This window comes from Paenibacillus sp. FSL E2-0177 (genome assembly GCF_037992975.1).
Lineage (GTDB): Bacteria > Bacillota > Bacilli > Paenibacillales > Paenibacillaceae > Paenibacillus_AQ > Paenibacillus_AQ odorifer.
Map to the genome: position 1 here is coordinate 2,952,926 of NZ_CP150307.1, position 15,574 is coordinate 2,968,499.

Below are 15,574 nucleotides of genomic sequence, written 5' to 3' on the forward strand. Positions count from 1 at the left end.
GTTTATTTCATTTTGGCAAAAAAGCTACGTAACGCCCAGCCGCGTTCTTGCCGTTTTTTATATTTGGGTAGCGAACGGTAGATGGCGGTGGATTCGTCGAAAGCACGTTTAGCATCCTCAGTTCTGCCCAATGCTTTGTACATGGAGCCGGCTAAATAATAGGCTTCACTAGAGGAAGATTGAATCTCTTGAAATTGAGTAACGTAATGCAACGCTTTATCGTGATCTGTATGGCGGAAGGTTTCCGCTAACCGAAGATATGGCTGACCATATTGGGCTTTTCGGTTGATTTCTAGACCTCGAAGCATCTGATCTTCGCCTTCTTCCAAAGCGCCCAGCTTAAGATTCACATGACCCAGCTCTACCCAATATTCGGCAGATTGTTCGTAACGGTCTTCGATCTGTAGCAGGATATCCTTGGCTTCCTTGTATTTTTTACGTTCTGACAGATTCCGGGCTAAATCAAATTTTGCAGAAACATCATTTGGATTCAAAGATACTGTTGTGCGCAGCTTGGAGATTTGCCGCACCCGTTTGAAGGGCTTTGTTATACTAGGGAAGATTCCCACGTATCGCCGATCTAAGAAATACAAGATAACAAGCAGGATGAATAAAGCCAGAAAAGGGTTGCCCACTAATCTGAAAAGCATCATAATACCTATAAATTTAAGCATGATTTCCCTCCATGATCATTTGGTTCCGGTATTGCGGTTGAATAAGAGCAGATCTAAGGCAGCGTAATTATATCATAATTCAAACCAATCTGAATCCCGGGATTTAAGATAAACTACAACTTTTGTCAGCTTTATAGCGTCTTAGTGTAATAGAAATAATAATTACAATAATATCATAAGAAGGGAAAATCAAGATGCACTTATTTTCAAGGAAGCTAAGGCTGTTTAGTTTGTTGGTTTGTTCAAGTCTGCTGACTGCATTGTCTGTCCCTCAAGTTATAAGTGCAGCTCCATCACCTGGGAAGTTGGGTGGGATTAAGGAGATTGTTGCTTCGCCTGGTTTTTGGGGTGGAAGCTCTTTTGCGGTGGGAACTGACGGAAATGTTTGGTCCTGGGGGAGTAATGTTTTTGGTCAATTTGCTAATGGTACTGCCGGGCCTGAGGGTTGGACGATTACTCCCCATAGAATAGCTGGGCTTGAACATACGAAACAGCTGGCGATCGGCGAAGCGTACTATGTAGCGCTGAACGAAGACGGTACGGTTAAGGCTTGGGGAGATTATCGGGATAAGAGTGTAGCAGAAGCTGGCAATGGGGCAAGTGCTAAACAATACAAGGTTCTGCTTCCTCAAGGGATCTCAGGAATGAGTGATGTGGTTAGTATATCGTCAGGATTGCATAGTGCATTAGCTTTGAGAAACGATGGAAGTCTACTCCAGTGGAATCCTCCAGAAGCTTCAGATGTGGGCTATACAGAGCTGCCTGCTGCCACTAAGGTACAGGGTTTAAGCGAAGTGAAGTGGATCGGAAGCAGTATTTATCATGCCGCCATTCGAACTAACGGTACCCTGTGGATTTGGAGTGCTATCCCGCAAACAGAGAACACGAATGTGATGAAGAAACCGACCCCAGTTAAGGATTTATACCATGTAAAGTCCGTCTCTATAAGCGATCGCAGTATACTGGCTTTAACCGAGAGCGGGAGCGTCTGGGGAACAATTGACAGCAATAATTATAACGAAGTCACGATGAGCAAGATGCCAGGTCTTACGGATATTGTATCTGTCCAGACGAAAAACGGGTTCAATCTTGTTGGCAATAAAAAAGGAGAATACTGGGTATGGAAAGCTGGTACCTCACTACAAGGTCTGCAAAAGATTACAGCCGTAAAAACGATCTCAAAACTTACGCTGGATTTAGACAACTTTGCAGCTGTTAAAAAAGATGGCACCGTGTGGACTTGGAGTACCCAACCATCAACCGACAACCGTTTAGTTTTTACGCAGCCTAAGTTAATAAAAGGATTGAGTGATCCTGTTTCTTTTGCCATGGGTGAGAATAGTAAGTATGCAGTCCTGAAGGATGGAACAGCTGTGGCTTGGGGAACAAATAGGTTTGGTCAACTCGGAATTAGCGCGGTTGATTCACGTCCTTTTACTATATCTCCTATTTTAAAGCCTGTTACTGTAATTGTAGATGGTCAAAAAATGGATTCCGCACAGTCTGCTATTTTTATGGATGGAAGTGTAAAAGTACCGATTAGGGATGTAGCAGAAAGTCTGGGATATACCCTGTCTTTGGAGGGGGAACTGACGTTGACGAAAGCTGGGAAGAAAATTTCATTACCGTCAGCAGAATCCATTAAAGTAAGCTACACTTCTCTAGTGCCAGCAGCGGCTTTGGCCAAAGCTACAGGTCTATTTGCGGAGTGGAATAGTACGCTGTACCAATTAACATTACAAACAAAAAGATGACTTTCATTTAACACATATATTAATATTCTGAGGTACAATAAGTGAATTAATCTCAATTTCACCATAATAACCAGTCTGGAGTGATAGGAATGGCTTTTACAATATGTGTGTTTGCCGGATCGAATCCAGGTCTTAACTCTGAATATACGGAAATGGCTAGGGAATTAGGTTATCATATAGCGGCACAAGGCTGTAGGTTGGTCTATGGAGGTTCGCGGAATGGCCTTATGGGACAGGTTGCGGACGGGGTACTCGCTAATGGTGGCGAAGCTGTAGGAATTATGCCAGTGGATCTTTTTCAAGATGAAATCAGACACTCCGGATTGACGAATCTGATTGAGGTCTCCAGTATGCATGAACGTAAGGCGGTAATGAGCGGTATGGCGGATGCTTTTATTGCTTTGCCGGGAGGTCTTGGAACCTTCGATGAGCTATTTGAAATTCTGTGCTGGATGCAGATTGGTATTCATCAGAAGCCTATAGGGCTGCTGAATGTTCGAGGTTATTTTAATCCACTGCAAGCCTTGATCTCCCATAGTGTGGCTGAAGGTTTTGCACCAAAAACTGCACTTCAAATGCTGCATATGAACTCAGAACCCGAATATCTGCTTGAACTGATGAGAGGGCGAGTGGATCATAATAATGATGAGAAGGGGAAAGCAAGGTTCCCGTCTCAGCGCTAGATTCAAGGTTTCCACTGCTCTAAGGTGCGAATAATTGGTTTAGCACGCTATTCACAATAAGGACGCAAACACTTCACGGTGTCTACGTCCTTATTTTTTATTTTCTTTTTGTTAAATCATTCAGTAATAGGGGGAAGGTTTATGATTCGAAAATTAGGCTTTGCGGCTGACGACCGTCTGTTAATAATTAATGCCGACGATTTCGGAATAACTAAAGGAACTAATGAAGCTATTGTTAACTTATTTGAAGGAAAAGCTATAACATCCACATCTATTATGATGCCTTGCCCAGACTCAAATGACGCTATGAAGATAATTAATTGGAAAGGAATAAAGAATATTGGAATTCATCTAACGCTAACGAGTGGCGAGAAATATCCGTATCAACCAGTATTCAAAGAAAAAATCTTGAGTAGCTTAATTACGGGGGAAGGGTATTTTCATCAAGATGCCACTCTTCTGGAAAGAAACGCTGCTGATGACGAGATTAGAATAGAGTTAGAATCGCAAATCCAAAGTGCAATCGTACAAGACATTGATCCAACTCATCTGGATAGTCATGGGGGGAGTATTATGGGGTTATACACTGGGCGAGATTTTTTAGAAATAATATTTGATTTGTGTGAAAAGTACCGCCTGCCCTTTAATTTACCTATTAGGATATTAGAACAACCCTTTTTTAATAATGATCAGTTGAAATTGTTTCAAAAAAGAATTTCTTCAGCAAAAGAAAGGGGGATTTTATTAATCGATGATATAATTTCTCTTCCTTACTGTTTTTACCCTGCTGCAGATTATAGCAAAATGAAAATGAGATTAACTGAATTGTTAAAGAATTTAAAACCTGGTATAACACAGTTAACTATACATCCATCTAAAATAACAGATCAATTAATAGCAATAACGAAATGTTATACAGAAAGAGAATTGGAATATCGTCTTCTAAATGATATTGAAATTAAGGAATTGATTATTAATGAGGAGATTAAACTTATTTCGTGGAAAGACATACGTGATTTACAAAGATGTATTTAGCATATTGTAAAGGATGCACTTTTTCATTTTTTAATATGAATCTGATAAAACTGTTTAAACTTTGGAGAAGCTGGGTAAATAAGCCGTAAGTAACCAAGCAGAAATGCAAATTTCAGGAACATCACGGAAGGAGGTTGAAATCCAATGAATGTGATCGTACATAATCTTATGGCTTACAATCATCAGTTTTTTAGACCTCAGCCCGTGGTCAATCCCAAGCAAGGAAAAGCAGACAAGAAGAGAATGAGTTTCCAGGAAGTTCTGAATGAGAAAATGAAAGCGTACAGCACCTACAACAAAAATTAAAGATGAAAGCTATACCCTATGTCTGTTAAAGAAAGCCGGAACGCGATGATCCTAGAGATCATTGCATTCCGGCTTTCTTTAGGGTCTAACCTCAAAAAATTCGCAGCTCTTGCGTGAGTAGTAAGTCAGATCACTAACTCTAGATTGAATAACAACATCGAAATCAGTGAAGCGGACAACGGTTGCTCCTGAATTTACTAAATGATCGTCCTGAAATACACGAACAGGTAATTTGCGGTCAACGGCTTCTTGGAAATCGCTGTCGCTTAGCAGCGGGCGGTTAATGGGCATGGGAAAAAACTCCTTTGATCATGTAATGAAGTAAGAAATAAAAATAGTATACCTGCGGAAGCACAAGAAATCCAATTTAAGATGAAGTACAAGTATTCTGTGAGGAACATATTTGGACGAAATTTTATATTCCCTCCTTAGACATAACATAGATATGAATGGTTTCGTAATTATTTCCACCATAAATCGGAAGTTTACCTCCTCAAAAAAAGAATTTAAACCCTGTACACTAATTCTTGTAAGAGAAACCTTTGAAAGGGGTACAGGGGAATGAATAAAGTAAAACACTTGGCGCTATCGTTAGTCGCTATCATGCTCGTAGGTTCACTGGCAGCATGCGGAGGCAACAACGCCGAGAACAACAACACATCAAACAAAAATACAGGTAACAACGCAGCAAGCACAAGTGAACCTACTAAGGATGAGGGAACAGAACCGGCTGAGAAAATCGAACTTTCTTTCTGGACACTGGGTAACGTGAACTACGAGGATTTAGCGAAGGAGTACACTAAGGAACATCCAAACATTACGATCAAAGTGCAAAATACCGGTGACCAAACCGCTCACCATAATAATTTGACCACTGCTTTGTCGGCTGGATCGGGTGCGCCTGATATTTTCCAACTTGAAATCGGTTTCATGGAACGTTTCATCAACGCTCAGGACAAGTTCTATAACCTGAATGATCTGGGTGCCAAAGATATTCAAGCCAACTATCTGGATTGGAAATGGAAACAAGCTTCTTCCGTAGATGGCAGCTTCCAGCTAGGTCTTCCAACAGATATCGGCCCAACGGTTGTATATTACCGCACAGATTTGGCTGAAGAAGCTGGGCTGCCAAGTGATTCAGAAGGATTCGGCGCTGCTATTGATACTTGGGATAAGTTCGCAGCTGTTGCCAAAGCTTTTAAAGATAAAACAGGCAAACCATTTGTAGACCTTACGGATCTTACCTTTAATGCTTTGCGTGACCAATCTGCCGATGAAATCTATTTCAGCAAAGCTGATGGCAGCTTTATCGGAGATACCAATCCGCAAGTCAAAAAAGCTTATGATTTCACGGTTAAAGGTATTCAAGAAGGCTGGATCAGCAATGTTATGCTCTGGTCTCCTGAATGGGGTCAAGGCATGAACGACGGTTCATTTGCAGTAGTTATGGGACCAGCTTGGATGGCGGGAAATGTTAAGAGTAATGCTCCAGACTCCTCTGGCAAATGGAAAATTGCTCAGCTCCCTGAAGGTGCTGGTAACTGGGGTGGCTCGTTCCTGACGCTGCCAAAAGAAGGCAAACACTCGAAAGAAGCTTATGACTTTATCGCATGGATGGATAACAAGGAAAACCAACTGGAATCTTTCAAAACCAAAGGCCTTATGCCTTCCATTCCTGCCCTGTATGAAGATCCTGCATTCGTAGATTTCAAAGATGATTTCTTCGGTGGACAACAAACCGCTGTAGAATTCGGTAAAGCAGCAAACCGGGTAAAACCTGTATACTACGGTCCGCTTCATGACCAAACCGATACTTTCTTCAAAAACGCCTTGAAAAATGTGTTGGAGAAAAAAGCAGATCCGACCAAAGAATGGAACGAAGCAGTAAAACAAGCGAAAACATTGGCTGAACGCAGCTAAGATTTCAAGCTTATGAAATTCAATTTCTAGAAGGTCCGGATTCATAGAGTGAAACATTCTCTGTGAATTCGGATTTACACGTTAGATTACCTGGAGGTGTGACATGGCACAACCTGTTATTTCAAGTCCGCATGCCGAGAGCAAGCGCCGCTTTTTAACTGAACAAAGAAGGAGCCGCATCACTGCTTACACTTTTATTTCGCCCTTTTTTATTCTGTTCTCGATATTTGGACTATATCCGATCTTCTTCACGATCTATCTCTCGTTCTTTAAATGGGATGCCCTGAATCCTATGAAATTTGTAGGGTGGAAAAACTACGATCTGGTCACAAGTGATCCGACCTTTTGGATTTCTTTTAGCAACACGTTAATTATGGGGCTTATGGGTACTGTTCCACAGATATTACTAGCTCTATTGATTGCTGTTTTGTTGAATTCGGCGATGACTCGCTTTAAGAAGACGTTCCGGGTTTTATTTTTTATGCCTAATATTACGTCTATCGTTGCGGTTACGCTCGTGTTCAGTACACTGTTTGGCAACAACGGAATGATCAACTGGATTCTAAACGGCTTGGGACTGGATAGTATGGCCTTCAACTCTGGCTGGTGGGGCGTTAAAATCGCCATTTCTACGATGGTTATGTGGCGCTGGACGGGGTATAATGCCATTATTTTTCTATCAGGCTTGCAAAGTATCCCTACGGATCTATATGAAGCGGCACGTATTGACGGTGCGAACAGAAGACAACAGCTAACCTTTATAACGTTACCGCTATTGAAGCCATTCATTGTATTTGTTACCTTGCTTTCAACTATAGGTGCCTTGCAGCTGTTCACTGAGCCTTATGTATTTTTGGGCCAAGCGGGAACTGGATCTACACGTCAGGAAGGAATCACTATGGTTACTTATTTGTATAGCGAAGCATTCCGCAACGGATTTTTTGGTACGGCAGCAGCTACGGCAGTCTTGCTGTTCCTGGTCACGATTATTTTCTCTGTCCTCAATATGCTGGTCTCAAATCGCATGGGTGGAGATACGGGAGGGGGTAAAGCGTGAGTACGCTGCGTGTATTTAAAAAAGATCCGGATGATCTAGGGATCATCGGCAAGTTAGGATTTTATCTGCTGCTGATTGTTGGTGCGCTCGTGTCCATCTTTCCTTTTTATTGGATGTTTGTAGTTGGCACTAATGACAGAGGCGCAGTATTCCATGTGCCACCTTTGCTTACGGTTGGAGACCAGTTTTTTGAGAATTTCCAGCGGGTACTGGACAAAACAGACTTCTTTCAAGCCTTGGGCAACTCTTTATTTGTCTCATCTATGGTTACAATATCAGTCGTGTTTTTCTGTACACTGGCAGGTTATGCCTTTGCCAAATATGAATTTCCGTTTAAAAATTTTCTGTTCTACTTTGTAATTGCTACATTATTTGTGCCACAGCAGCTTGGTGTATTACCTACTTACGTAATTATGGCCAAGCTCCACTGGATAGACTCTTTCAAGGCACTTATTGTTCCGGCGATGGTTAATGCCTTCGGGATCTTCTGGATGCGGCAGTATATCACTACAGCTGTACATACGGAATTGATTGAAGCAGGTCGGATCGATGGCGGCGGACATTTCCGGATCTTCTGGAACATCGCTATCCCGGTCATTACTCCAGCTATGGCTACACTAGGTATACTGAATTTTATGACCGTTTGGAATGACTTCTTCTGGCCTTTAGTGGTACTGAAGAATCAAGAGCATTTCACAATTCAGATTGCGCTCCAGCAGCTGTTCTCCAATCGCGATGGTCTAGACTACGGAATGATCATGTCAGCAACATTTACGGCAACCTTGCCACTGCTGATTGTATTCCTGTTATTTAGCCGCTGGGTGATTGCTGGACTTACTTCAGGAGCTATTAAGAGCTGATCTTACTTTTTGATCTTTACAGGGAATAGGCGGTTTTGTGAAGAATACTAGAGAACAGAGACAGCAGGGGGAAGGGGAATATCATGAAACTCCGCCGTAAAATCTTGTTCGCTATTATTCTTCTCGTCTTTATTCCGGTTATTCTGATGGGGATCGTCACTTACGTTAATTTTTCTAATGCAATGGAGAAAAAATCAAGCAACTTCTACTGGATTTCACTGCTTGAAACGGATCGAAAGCTTAAATTCGCGCTTAGTGAAATCACCTCGATCACGAATTCAAAAATTACGCAGCCGGTTGTTCAGCAATCACTGAAGCAGAAGAACTTTGTAATCACTTATGATCGAAAGCAGGAGCTTAGCAGTTATCTCATTGATCATCCTATGATTACTTCATTTAGTTTTTATAGTAAAGATCGTTTAATTTATCAATACAATGCATCGATGTCTTTTGAGGACTTGAAGAGACAAAGCTGGTTTGACGCGATGGAAGGCGCCGAAGGGCGGCCCGTGTGGTCAGGACCGGGAGAAAATGGCTCGGAGATCTCCGGCAATCCGGTACTTGTACAAGCAAGAGTAATCAAAGATTCATATTCTCTCGAAGATATCGGATATCTGGTTGTTAATGTAAAACCTGATTTATTGGATCAGATTTTCTGGGAAGCAGCAACCCTCAAGAAGGGGGATATTTTGCTGGTCAACAAGCTAGGCAATATCGTTTTTAATAAATCCGGTGAACATATTGGACAACGCACAGAGTTCCCCTTTTTACAGAATGATTATGCTAAGGAACATGACTATTACATCGACAACTATCAGGGGGAAAAATCACTCATAACCTTCCTACCTTCTCATAATGCAGCCTGGTATTTAGTAGCCATTACACCTATGAATCTCATCTCGTCAGAATCTGTATCCATCCGGAATATTGCGATTATTTTAAGTACAGTTTCGCTGTTGTCCGCCATTTTGTTCGACCGCTATTTCGTACGGAGGCTCGTTCATAGTATTAATAGTGCGGTTAACGGGATGAAGCGGGTGAAGCAAGGGATATTTACGCCGATCACTACACCCTATCGTGCTGATGATGAAAGTGATTTGCTGATTGATGGCTTTAATCGGATGAGCACGCAGATCAATGAGCTGCTTGTGCAGGTGGAGACTGAGCAGGGACGTAAGAAGGAAGCAGAAATGCAAGCGCTAATGGCGCAGATTAACCCTCATTTTATTTATAATTCACTCGAATCGATTAATTCGATGGCAGTACTGCAAGGCAATAAAGATATTAGCAAAATGGTCATCTCACTCGGCAAGCTGCTGCGAATCAGCATCAGTCAGAATCAGGAGCTGATTCCGCTGCATATGGAGTTCGAGCATGTCCGTCATTATTTGGATATCCAGAAGTTTCGTTTTGAAGATAAATTCTCTTATATTATAGATCTTTCGGATGGTCTTAGGACGTTCATGACACAAAAGCTGATCGTTCAGCCGATTGTTGAGAATGCGCTGTATCATGCGATTGAGCAGATGGAGGACCCAGGGATCATTGAGATTACGGCCTATGAAATGGGCATGGATATGATGATTATCGTAAAAGATAACGGCCCCGGCTTTGACCTTGCCAAGATGATGAGTCTTTGGGATAACGAGGGAAGTGCTCAGAAGAAATACAGTGATAGCGGCGTGGGGCTTAAAAATGTGCATGAACGCTTGAATATTCGATTCGGCAGTCCATACGGCATACTAGTGTGTTCATCCCCCGGCTTTGGTTCAACCATCCGAATCCGAATACCAAAAATACTGCCGTAATCGACCATACGAAAAGAAAGGGGGAGAATGTTATCAAAAAATGGTTATTGAAATGGGGCTGGATGTGGTTATATCTAGTGCTGATTTCGGGTGCGGTTTTATTTATAACTTTAGGAAAGCAAGAACCCATTGAAGATGATTCACCAGAGAAAATCACATTAACTTTCCGTCATTTCTGGATAAAAGAGCATGATCGGCCACTGTTGACTATTTATGAAGATATCGTGGACAAATACCAGTTAGAGCATCCAAATGTGAAAGTTAACTTTGAAGGTTTAGACCAGACGTTGCACCGTGACCAAAAGCTGAAGAACGAGATGGTTACTGGCACCCCGCCAGATATGTTTGTTTTGTTCGGTGGAGCGGAGATTGAGCCATATGTACGCTCTAAGCGTCTGATTGATCTGACGGATTTCGTCCGGGAGAATGCACTAACCAATCAATTCAAGGATCTGGATCTCTGGACCTTTGACAACCATATTTATGGCTTGCCCATTGAAGGGAATGCTGAACCTTTATATTTTAATAAAACCATCTTCGAAAAGCTGGGTTTGAAGCCGCCAGAAACGCTGCAAGAGCTTGATGCTGCCATACTAAAGCTGAAGTCGGCAGGGTATATTCCATTTGCACTTGGCAACGAAGATCGTTGGCCCGCAGGAATTTTTGCACATTATTTAATGGATCGTTATGCCGGCGCCGACTTGATCGAGAAGCTGATCACTGGTGAAGATCAAGCCAGCTTTCAGAATGAGGCGTATTTAAAGGCTTTTCAGCACTTGGAGCAATGGATCAAAGAAGGTGCCTTCAGCACGAAATCGAATGCATTATCCACAGAAAATGCGGTGGGATTATTTACGAGCGGCAAGGCTGCGATGTATCTGAACGGAAACTGGGATATCAATTTATTTGCAGGAACAGCAGCTCCTACGGATTTTCAAAATGAGGTAGGTGTTATTCCGTTTCCCACATTGAAGAAGGGGGAACAACCTTCGATTGCCGGCGGTTATACATTTGGCATCGGCCTTTCCTCCGAACTAAGCGGAGCGAAGCGGGAGGCTGCGCTCGATCTCATGAAAGCTTTTTACACCCAGGAGGTTCAGACTCGGATTGTATATGAAGGGTTGAGAATTCCGTCTATGCGCATCGCCTTTGATCCTGAGAAGACAGGACCCGTATTCGCGCAAGTCATGAATATGATGGAAGTTAACCGCAAGAGCTTTGTCCCTTATGATAATGTATTGTCACCAGAAGTGAAAAAAACGTTCCTGAGTGTTATAGAACAGATGATTAACGGAGAAATGTCTGCTGAGCAAGCGTTAAAGCAAGTGCAGGCATCCTCCATTCAATACTGGAATTTGATCCAAAGCTCAAGTGTACAATGATCCTGGAGGTGCAGGGAATGGATGAGTTACAAGAGAAATATAAAGTAATAATCGTGGATGATGAGCCGATTATTCTTCGTAGCTTAAAAGCAGCCATTCCATGGAATGATCTTCAGATGGAGATTGTGGGAGAGGCCCGAAATGGAGAATTAGCTCTCCGCTTGATAGAAGACACTTCACCACATATCGTGATTAGTGATATTCGCATGCCCGTAATTGACGGGATTACGTTGATGAAGGAAGTATTGTCTAAAAACCAGAAGCTGGTGTTTATTTTTATAAGCGGGTACGGAGAGTTCGAATATGCAAGAGAAGCATTACGTCAAGGTGCTTTTGATTATTTATTGAAGCCGATCGATCATGATGAACTGGTTGAAATGCTAAACCGCGCCAGAACCAAGCTGGATGAACAGAAGCAAAATGATCAGCTGATTCATTCTGTGCAGATGCTGTCATTGCTTGCACGTGAACGTCTGTTTGCAGAAATCACTTTGGGAAATGCAAGGCCGCTTGAGCATCTGAAATGGCTGGAGAACAGTGAACTGGAGAGCGGATATTTCATGGCTGTTGTCCAGTTAGATGACTACACCACACTGAGCAGTCAATGGAGTGTAGAAGAAAAACGGCTATGGCTGTTTGCAATCCGCAATATTGTGGAAGAATGGTCACTGGAGCATGGCGTGCTGACGGTTTTCCCGTTTCATAATGGAGAGTGGATACTACTGTTCCCTGGATCTTTAAGCGCCAGCAGGAGAGAACTTGGTGAACATTTGATAGCGGGAATCAAGAGATACTCCAAGCAGTCTTGTTCCGTAGGCATCAGCCGCACCACACAAGGCATTGATCAATTAAGTACGGTTTACCCTCTGGCCGCGAAGGCCTTATATCAACGGTTCTATTCGGGGCTTGCCGGGGTCTTTATTGATGAAGAGATATCGTTCCCAAGCAGTAAAGAGGTGAAATACCCAAAAGAGCTGGAAACCGCGCTGATTGAAAGTATACGTACCTTAAATAGAGACCGGATGTGGTCTTTATTTGATGAGCTTGCTTTATTTATTGAGTCACAAGCTGTTCCTAAGGATATGGCTGAACGTCTTCTTGTTGAATTGATCGTTGTGTTGTACAGAAATTATGAGTATTTGAATATAAATTCAGATTGGTCCTTGCATGGATTACTTAGCAAGATGCACAATCTCGGCACTTTAAATGAAGTGATCTCTGCTCTGAAAGAAGAGTTTGGTGTGCGATTGGAGCAAGGGAACAAGCCTGTGAACCGCGAGGATACGCGTAGCGCCATCGAGAAAGCGAAACGTTATATTGAGAGTAATTACCATAAAGATTTAAGTATTGAGGAAGTAGCGGAGCTGGCTGATCTCAGCATCAGTCATTTCTGCACTTTATATAAGCAAATAACAGGCTATACCTTTTTGGAGTATGTTACACACTGCCGGATGGAGCGGGCGAAGTATATTTTGCAGAGCAGCAACGTAAAAGTGTATCAGATAGCTCCTCTTGTCGGTTATCAGGACCCGCGTTATTTTACACAGGTTTTTAAAAAGGCTAGTGGTCAAACACCAACAGAATACCGAGAAGAGCATACTAAGCAGATCCATTAAAGAGGAGGTAAGGGATGGAATTTCATTTGGAGATGATTGTTAAGTGTTTAACGAACCACAAGCTGCAGAAATATTGGAAGGGGTTCGAGGCTGTTTCTTTTGCATTTTATAATAAGGATAACGTGTATCTGTACAATCATCCCAAATTCAAAACGGTAGGATATCATCCACATTTGCTTCCTTGGAGTAATGAATTCTCAGGAGATACCATCATTTTATATGAGGATCACCCTACAGCCATCGTCAATCTGGAATTACATGAAGAATTCGAAGACTTGTACGCCATTTGTGTACACGAATTATTTCACGGTTATCAATTCCTGATGGGAGATGAACGTTATGCAGATGAATTATTGATGATTACCTACCCTTTATCCCTCGAAAATATGGAATTGCGGATTCAAGAAAGACATCATTTATATCTTAGTGTAATGGCAGCTACTATTGAAGAGCGTAATCACGCAATGTACAGATTTATTGCCATCCGTCAACAAAGAGAACAACTGCTCGGGGAGTACGTGCTAAATGAATATCTTATTGAAACGCTGGAAGGACCCGCTTGGTATGTTGAATTAAATGCCTATGCCGAAAAATCCACCCTACCTAATGAGGAAGTATTGCACAAATTCAGTTCGTATTTAATAGATGAACTTGAATCTTCGGCTAATATCAGAAGAAGCTGCTACGGTTCTGGTCTGTTTATATGTTTGCTGCTGGATGAGCTTCGGACCGATTGGAAAGAAGAGTTTATGAAGTCGGAGTTAAGTTTATATGCGTTTTTTAAGCAATTTGTGGATCAAGTCATCATTCCCTTCGAGGAGATATCCATCAGCAAAGAAACGGAAGATATTATGCAATCGGTCAAAACAATCAGGGAGAAGGAATTCATTGATTTTATCAGCCTGGAAGGGTACCACCTGTATATTGAAGGAGATATAAAATCTACGGGTTTTAATCCTATGGGTATTATTGGTGGAGATGAGAAATGCATTCATAAGAATAATTTACGAATCCAAATCAATGATGCGGAGTATTTTCTGGAAAAGCCAGTGATTAGCTACTATACAGCTGACCTTCGAAATATTAATAAACTGCACCTCGTACTAGATGAACCTCCAACTTTTAATAAAGATTCGTTAATCCTTAATGGAATTGGTGAGATCAAAGGTCAATACGAAGTGAAGGAAGATGGATGTTGGCTGCAATGCTAACGTAATTTAAATGAGAAGGAGAGTATGACATTTGTCATACTCTCTACTTGATGTTTATGACTTATAGGATGACACTTTATCTTCTATACTTAGAGTAGATGAAAAGATCCTTAGCCGGACACATCAAGGAGGAAACGATATAGATGACTACAAAACAGACATCACAGCTCTCCAGCCTTAAAAAGAGTGTAGCCCCTTACGAGAAAAATGACCGCAACGCAAGTATAAGACAGCTCATCAATACTTTAGGACCACTTGTGCTGTTATGGGGCGGAGCTTATTTCTCTTTATCCGTTTCCTATTGGCTCACCCTTCTGTTAGCTATTCCTGCAGCAGGATTTGTAATTCGAACCTTTATTATTTTTCATGATTGCACACATGGATCGTTTTTTAAGAATCGTAAAGCGAATGATATTATCGGAACGATCACAGGTGTGCTGACACTGGTTCCTTATCGGCAGTGGAAACATAGTCATTCCATTCACCACGCCAGCTCCAGTAATCTCGATAAAAGAGGGATCGGCGATATTTGGATTATGACGGTCGAGGAATACGCAGCGGCATCCTTCTGGAAACGTCTATATTACCGGATTTACCGCAATCCCATCGTGATGTTTGGTCTTGGACCGATTGCTGTTTTTATGATTCAGTATCGTTTCAATGTTAAAGGTGCTAGACGCAAAGAGCGGATGAATACCTATTTGACGAATATTTCAATCGCAGCGCTTTATGGCTTGCTAATATGGGCTATTGGCTGGCAGGCATTTCTTATGGTGCAGCTGCCTGTAGCATTTGTATCAGGGTTTCTCGGCATATGGTTGTTCTACGTCCAACATCAGTTTGAAGACTCTTATTTCGAGAATGAATCTGAATGGAGTTATGTGATGGCCGCGGTTGAAGGTAGCTCATATTATAAGCTGCCGAAGGTGCTGCAATGGATTACGGGCAATATCGGCTTCCACCATGTGCATCATTTAAGTCCAAAGGTGCCAAACTATAATTTGGAAAAAGCGCATAACGCGACGCCACCGCTACAAAAAGCAACAACGATTACGATTGGTACCAGCTTGAAGGCCCTTAATTTCCGTCTTTGGGATGAGGAAAATAAACGATTCATTAGCTTCAAAGAGATGAAGTCCATATTAAATAAACCGAAAACTGCAGGCGAGGTCCTGCAAGTTCATAAGCCCAGACTCCAGGGAGAATAATAGCTACATTGTAATCAAATAGCAGCAAAATGGAAGGTTAGAGCCGGAGAACTCATTCGC

14 protein-coding genes are annotated in these 15,574 nt (G+C 42.0%); 12 read left to right on the forward strand and 2 right to left on the reverse strand.

The annotated features are described in order from the left end of the window. Nucleotides 1–2 precede the first annotated feature (2 nt). The gene (locus tag MHI25_RS13130) at nucleotides 3–674 is read right to left on the reverse strand and encodes a tetratricopeptide repeat protein (protein WP_076183453.1); all 672 of its coding nucleotides are present in this window, start codon (nucleotides 672–674) and stop codon (nucleotides 3–5) included. Nucleotides 675–868: 194 nt separating this feature from the next. Here MHI25_RS13130 and MHI25_RS13135 point away from each other — a divergent pair, with 194 nt between their 5' ends. From MHI25_RS13135 to MHI25_RS13150, 4 genes are all read left to right on the forward strand, one after another. Beyond that, nucleotides 869–2,428, forward strand: a complete 1,560-nt coding sequence (locus MHI25_RS13135) for a hypothetical protein (protein ID WP_340395515.1) — start codon at nucleotides 869–871, stop codon at nucleotides 2,426–2,428. Nucleotides 2,429–2,517: 89 nt separating this feature from the next. Continuing rightward, complete coding sequence (locus MHI25_RS13140; protein WP_076125930.1) at nucleotides 2,518–3,111, forward strand: TIGR00730 family Rossman fold protein; 594 nt, start codon at nucleotides 2,518–2,520, stop codon at nucleotides 3,109–3,111. A 141-nt stretch (nucleotides 3,112–3,252) separates the two neighbouring features. Next, the gene (locus MHI25_RS13145) at nucleotides 3,253–4,146 is read left to right on the forward strand and encodes a polysaccharide deacetylase family protein (RefSeq protein ID WP_076183457.1); all 894 of its coding nucleotides are present in this window, start codon (nucleotides 3,253–3,255) and stop codon (nucleotides 4,144–4,146) included. Between the two features lie 144 nt (nucleotides 4,147–4,290). Continuing rightward, nucleotides 4,291–4,452: a hypothetical protein gene (locus tag MHI25_RS13150; RefSeq protein ID WP_172628809.1), complete on the forward strand. Its 162-nt coding sequence runs from the start codon at nucleotides 4,291–4,293 to the stop codon at nucleotides 4,450–4,452. Nucleotides 4,453–4,530: 78 nt separating this feature from the next. On the opposite strand, the gene MHI25_RS13155 is transcribed toward MHI25_RS13150, so the two are convergent. Then, nucleotides 4,531–4,743, reverse strand: a complete 213-nt coding sequence (locus tag MHI25_RS13155) for a hypothetical protein (RefSeq protein WP_076125931.1) — start codon at nucleotides 4,741–4,743, stop codon at nucleotides 4,531–4,533. Nucleotides 4,744–5,013: 270 nt separating this feature from the next. Between MHI25_RS13155 and MHI25_RS13160 the strand changes: the two genes are divergently transcribed. The 8 genes from MHI25_RS13160 (at nucleotide 5,014) to MHI25_RS13195 (ending at nucleotide 15,514) form a co-directional block, all read left to right on the forward strand. Continuing rightward, complete coding sequence (locus MHI25_RS13160) at nucleotides 5,014–6,372, forward strand: extracellular solute-binding protein (protein WP_248548105.1); 1,359 nt, start codon at nucleotides 5,014–5,016, stop codon at nucleotides 6,370–6,372. A gap of 103 nt (nucleotides 6,373–6,475) precedes the next feature. Beyond that, on the forward strand, nucleotides 6,476–7,429 hold the full coding sequence (locus MHI25_RS13165; RefSeq protein WP_036686279.1) for a sugar ABC transporter permease: 954 nt from the start codon (nucleotides 6,476–6,478) through the stop codon (nucleotides 7,427–7,429). Continuing rightward, on the forward strand, nucleotides 7,426–8,289 hold the full coding sequence (locus tag MHI25_RS13170; RefSeq protein ID WP_038570403.1) for a carbohydrate ABC transporter permease: 864 nt from the start codon (nucleotides 7,426–7,428) through the stop codon (nucleotides 8,287–8,289). Before MHI25_RS13165 ends, MHI25_RS13170 begins: the two co-directional genes overlap by 4 nt. An 83-nt stretch (nucleotides 8,290–8,372) precedes the next feature. Beyond that, nucleotides 8,373–10,097 (forward strand): sensor histidine kinase, encoded by a 1,725-nt coding sequence (locus tag MHI25_RS13175; protein WP_076183461.1) that lies wholly within the window; start codon nucleotides 8,373–8,375, stop codon nucleotides 10,095–10,097. A gap of 62 nt (nucleotides 10,098–10,159) precedes the next feature. Further along, nucleotides 10,160–11,479, forward strand: a complete 1,320-nt coding sequence (locus tag MHI25_RS13180) for an extracellular solute-binding protein (RefSeq protein WP_076183887.1) — start codon at nucleotides 10,160–10,162, stop codon at nucleotides 11,477–11,479. A gap of 17 nt (nucleotides 11,480–11,496) precedes the next feature. Continuing rightward, nucleotides 11,497–13,095, forward strand: a complete 1,599-nt coding sequence (locus tag MHI25_RS13185) for a response regulator (protein WP_340395516.1) — start codon at nucleotides 11,497–11,499, stop codon at nucleotides 13,093–13,095. A 14-nt stretch (nucleotides 13,096–13,109) separates the two neighbouring features. Beyond that, complete coding sequence (locus MHI25_RS13190; protein ID WP_076125937.1) at nucleotides 13,110–14,306, forward strand: hypothetical protein; 1,197 nt, start codon at nucleotides 13,110–13,112, stop codon at nucleotides 14,304–14,306. A gap of 143 nt (nucleotides 14,307–14,449) precedes the next feature. Then, nucleotides 14,450–15,514, forward strand: a complete 1,065-nt coding sequence (locus MHI25_RS13195) for a fatty acid desaturase (protein WP_076125939.1) — start codon at nucleotides 14,450–14,452, stop codon at nucleotides 15,512–15,514. Nucleotides 15,515–15,574 lie beyond the last annotated feature (60 nt).

Bases quoted from the DNA above. Each gene is read 5' to 3' on its own strand.
- MHI25_RS13190 (WP_076125937.1), top strand. From the start codon at position 13,110: ATGGAATTTCATTTGGAGATGATTGTTAAGTGTTTAACGAACCACAAG.
- MHI25_RS13180 (WP_076183887.1), top strand. From the start codon at position 10,160: ATGTGGTTATATCTAGTGCTGATTTCGGGTGCGGTTTTATTTATAACT.
- MHI25_RS13145 (WP_076183457.1), top strand. From the start codon at position 3,253: ATGATTCGAAAATTAGGCTTTGCGGCTGACGACCGTCTGTTAATAATT.
- MHI25_RS13130 (WP_076183453.1), bottom strand. From the start codon at position 674: ATGCTTAAATTTATAGGTATTATGATGCTTTTCAGATTAGTGGGCAAC.
- MHI25_RS13140 (WP_076125930.1), top strand. From the start codon at position 2,518: ATGGCTTTTACAATATGTGTGTTTGCCGGATCGAATCCAGGTCTTAAC.
- MHI25_RS13135 (WP_340395515.1), top strand. From the start codon at position 869: ATGCACTTATTTTCAAGGAAGCTAAGGCTGTTTAGTTTGTTGGTTTGT.
- MHI25_RS13185 (WP_340395516.1), top strand. From the start codon at position 11,497: ATGGATGAGTTACAAGAGAAATATAAAGTAATAATCGTGGATGATGAG.
- MHI25_RS13150 (WP_172628809.1), top strand. From the start codon at position 4,291: ATGAATGTGATCGTACATAATCTTATGGCTTACAATCATCAGTTTTTT.
- MHI25_RS13160 (WP_248548105.1), top strand. From the start codon at position 5,014: ATGAATAAAGTAAAACACTTGGCGCTATCGTTAGTCGCTATCATGCTC.
- MHI25_RS13165 (WP_036686279.1), top strand. From the start codon at position 6,476: ATGGCACAACCTGTTATTTCAAGTCCGCATGCCGAGAGCAAGCGCCGC.
- MHI25_RS13155 (WP_076125931.1), bottom strand. From the start codon at position 4,743: ATGCCCATTAACCGCCCGCTGCTAAGCGACAGCGATTTCCAAGAAGCC.
- MHI25_RS13175 (WP_076183461.1), top strand. From the start codon at position 8,373: ATGAAACTCCGCCGTAAAATCTTGTTCGCTATTATTCTTCTCGTCTTT.
- MHI25_RS13195 (WP_076125939.1), top strand. From the start codon at position 14,450: ATGACTACAAAACAGACATCACAGCTCTCCAGCCTTAAAAAGAGTGTA.